The following is a 3,627-nucleotide window of genomic DNA, read 5'->3' on the forward strand; positions in this document are numbered from 1 at the left end:
ACAAGCCTCTCAAGGAGGCCCATCACTTCCTCCTCGTTCTCGATGAAGGCCATCTCAGCGTCAATGCTCCACGCTTCGTTTAAATGCCTCGTAGTGTTGTGCTCCTCCGCTCTGAAAATCGGGGCCATCTCGTAGACCCTGTCCAGCCCGGACGCCATCATTATCTGCTTGTACAGCTGGGGGCTCTGAGCTAAGAAGGCGTCCTTCTCGAAGTACTTCATTGGGAAGAGCTCGGTTCCGCCCTCGGTCGCCGTTGCTATGATCTTCGGCGTGTGTATCTCGATGAAGCCGTTCTCGTGGAAGAAGTCTCTGATTGCCTTGAAGACGTTCGAGCGAATCTTGAATATAGCCATTACCTCGGGTCTCCTAAGGTCCATGAAGCGGTTGTCCAGCCTCGTATCGAGTTCGGCCTTGACCTTTCCGGTTGGATCAAGCGGGAGGGGGCTTTCCGCCCTGCTTAGGATTTCGAGCCTCTCGGGGATTATCTCGAAGCCAAGCTTTGCTTTGGGTGTGAAGTTTACAGTGCCCTCAACCGCTATAACGTCCTCGCTCCTCAGTTTGGGGATGAGCTTGAAGACTTCCGGCGAGACCTTCTTCTTCGGCGCGGTTACCTGGACTATACCCTCCCTGTCCCTTATCCAGAGGAACTTTATTCCACCGAGGTCTTTTACCTCCCAGACCCAGCCGGCCACTTTAACCTTCTTCCCGTTCAGCCCCTCGGTTATCTCGCTTGAGTAGTGTGTCCTCAACATTCCAACACCTCCAGAAGGAGTGGGGCTCTGCTTTTAAAGGTGTATGGTGGAAAAATCAGACGAAGGCGAGCCTGACTTCCTTACCGACTATCTGGCCGAGAACGCTCTCCAGTATCTCGGGCTTCTCGGGAAGCTTCTTCCTGTCCCTGCCGAAGACCAGAACCTTGTAGTAAGTCTGCCCGCCCGGTTTGTAGACAACGTTGACTCCAAAGACCCCCGCCGGGTAGAGGAGGTCAGATGCAAGCTTCTTTATCTCCTCAGGGCTCTCGGCCTTTATTCCCTCTATAACCCTTACGCGCTTCCCGAGTTCCTTCACGAGGGTCTTTATGTTCTTTCCGCCCTTTCCAATGGTTATCGGGACATCACCCTCGCCAACTACGATGACTATAAGGTCACCGGCCTCGACGGCCTTCTTAAACTCGATGTCAACGTCCCCGAGGAGCTTGTAAAGTAAGCGGGCAACCTTAACGTCGAGCTCGGTTATTATCCCTTCCTGAAGCTTTTTCTCGTCTGCGGGACAGAGAATGCCATCGGTCTTCAGACAAACCTCACAGATTGGCGCCTTCACTTTCTCACCTCCCAGAATGACCTTAAGGGGCTAACCTAAATTCAGGAAGGCATTTAAAAACGTTATTATAGGGGGAGAATAGAAAAGTCAAGGCTAAATTTCACCCTCGATCTCGCGCCGTATCCTCTCGATGAACTCTACGGTAAAGCGGTGCCTCCCCTCGGCGAGCCTCCTCGCGGTTTCGGTGTACATGAGATCCTTCAGCTTCAGTATCTTCTCCTCAAAGTGCCTGAGCGACGCTTCCATGTCCCTCCCATGTTCGCCGGAGTACATAAAAACCCTCGCGATTCCTATAGCTCCAATCGCGTCGAGCTTATCTGCATCGCTCAGTATCTTCGCCTCCAAGGTTCTCGGTTCAGGCCCCCTAGAGAAGCGGTGGCTCTCGATGGCGTGGGCAACGGCCCTCACCTTATCTTCGGGATAGCCAAGCCCCCTGAGGAATTGCATTGATATCCTTGCCCCCTCAACGGCGTGATCCTCGATCTTGCCCGAGTCCTCAAGAGGTCTGGCTATGTCGTGGAGGAGAGCGGCTAGGGCTAGAGCTTCGAGGTCTGCACCTTCCTTCCTCCCTATATGGAGGCACAGGTTGAAAACGCGCTCGACGTGGGAGAAGCCGTGCGTTCCTTCCCTCTCAAAAAAGCTCTTCGCGAACTCCCTTGCCTTCTCAATGAGCGCCCTGCTCCTCTCATCGGGTATGAACTCCTCAAGCTTCATTCGACCACCACCGGCTACCTTTTGGTGTTGCTTATAAGGGTTTTCAGGAGCGAGAGAACCTTTGAGTGAACATCCATGTTGATACCATCAACGCTCACCTCTGCCCTCTTCGTGACGCCGTCTATTATTCCGGCTTCTGCAAGGGCTCTAACAATTTCAGCTTCATCAAAGTCCCTGAGCAGGTTTTCACTCTCTATCATGGAGGCCTCAGCGACTAGGCCGTAGGCACCCCAGTTGGAGACCGCTGAAGTTATTAGCCCGTCCGTCTCGACGACGCTCGCTATCTTATCTCCGTGGGGAATGTACCTTATGACGAGCTCCCTGACTTTTCCCATGCCTGCCTCGTTGCCCCCGTCACCTATCCCTATCGTGGGGATGCCGAGCTTCTTAGCCTCAACGACAACCCCATCAAAGGCGCCTCTTTTTAGTTCCAGCCCGCTCATGGAGTAGTACCTTCCATCGGCGCTCATTCCGGGCGTTTCGATTGCCACGATGAGGGAGTAGCTGGAAAGTCTCGGCCTCTCCACGAAGGAGTCCCAGAAGTCGGATAGGGCTTCTCTGACCTCGGGGTAAGTGAGTACTTCAGCCCTTCCGCCGAGTTTTTCAACCGCGAGGGCAATCGCTAAAGCCCCTGGAGGGCCGTCCGTCTCTGGAATATCGACGGGGGGTATTGGAAAGCCGGTTACGATGAGAACCCGCTCAAGGTTATTCAAAAACATAGTTGCAGAATTATGTAAGAAATTAAAGTTTTCCCGCCTGTAGTCGAGGTAGACCCTTAAGATGCCTCTGCCACCGACGTCCGTGTTTATCAGGTGGGCTATCATTCCTCCACCTCGTAGGCGATTATCCTAACCCTCTTTCCTTTCACGGCCTCCTTGAGCTTCCACCAGAGCTCAGTCGGCCCCTCCTGCCTGTGTACGAGCCTGTCGTTCTCCCTCAGCTTGACGGTCTTTTCCTTGTATTTGTAAAACATACCCTCGGCCTCGAAAACCTTCTTCATTCCAACCCCTCCAGTATTTTTCTCAGCTCATGAAGGGTTCTTATTTCATAGTCCGCGAAATGATGACCCTTTTCATCCGAGCGGTTGATCCAGACCGAGGTCATGCCAACGTTCTTGGCTCCATAAACGTCCTGAGTCAGCGAGTCCCCGACGAAAACGGCCTCTTCCGGCCGGGTGTTCAGGGACTCAATGGCCACGAGGAAAATCTTCGGGTCGGGCTTTATCGTTCTGGCATCTTCCCTCGTAACGACAACGTCGAAATATTCCCTTAGACCGGTAAGTTCGAGCTTTAGCCTCTGGTATGCCGGCCCGCTCGTGACGACGCCCAGCTTACAGCCCTCGGAACGGAGCCACTCAAGGGCTGGACGAGTGTCCGGGTAAACCTGCAGCTTGTGGGGGTACTTTCTTAGCAAATCCTCGTAGCGGAGGTTCAAATCAAACAGCTTGAAGAAGAAGTTCCAGTCATGCCAGTCGTAGGTGTCCCTCCTCACGAGTATCTCGGAGAGAAACCTCTTTCTGGCCTCCTCCTTGGTTACGCCCAGTTTCTTCGCAAGCTCGGCGTAGACCCAGGGGAGAAAGAGCTGGATCAGAGG

General features: G+C 53.6%; 6 protein-coding genes. All 6 read right to left on the bottom strand.

The window, feature by feature from the left end:
* On the bottom strand, positions 1-752 hold a 752-nt coding region (gene aspS, locus MVD07_RS00325; RefSeq protein ID WP_297497082.1), incomplete at its 3' end, for an aspartate--tRNA(Asn) ligase.
* A gap of 55 nt (positions 753-807) precedes the next feature.
* Positions 808-1,320 carry a KH domain-containing protein gene (locus MVD07_RS00330; RefSeq protein ID WP_297497085.1) on the bottom strand — a complete coding sequence of 171 codons (513 nt, stop codon included), beginning with the start codon at positions 1,318-1,320 and terminating at the stop codon, positions 808-810.
* Positions 1,321-1,413: 93 nt separating this feature from the next.
* Complete coding sequence (locus tag MVD07_RS00335) at positions 1,414-2,034, bottom strand: HD domain-containing protein (protein ID WP_297497088.1); 621 nt, start codon at positions 2,032-2,034, stop codon at positions 1,414-1,416.
* A gap of 14 nt (positions 2,035-2,048) precedes the next feature.
* Positions 2,049-2,858 carry a glutamate cyclase domain-containing protein gene (locus MVD07_RS00340; protein WP_297497091.1) on the bottom strand — a complete coding sequence of 270 codons (810 nt, stop codon included), beginning with the start codon at positions 2,856-2,858 and terminating at the stop codon, positions 2,049-2,051.
* A complete protein-coding gene (locus MVD07_RS00345) occupies positions 2,855-3,034 on the bottom strand; it encodes a hypothetical protein (protein WP_297497095.1) in 180 nt (59 codons plus the stop codon). The genes MVD07_RS00340 and MVD07_RS00345 overlap by 4 nt, the downstream gene beginning before the upstream one ends.
* On the bottom strand, positions 3,031-3,627 hold a 597-nt coding region (locus MVD07_RS00350; RefSeq protein WP_297497097.1), incomplete at its 5' end, for an HAD-IA family hydrolase. The genes MVD07_RS00345 and MVD07_RS00350, both read right to left, overlap by 4 nt.

It is taken from the genome of Thermococcus sp., from assembly GCF_027008145.1.
GTDB lineage: Archaea > Methanobacteriota_B > Thermococci > Thermococcales > Thermococcaceae > Thermococcus.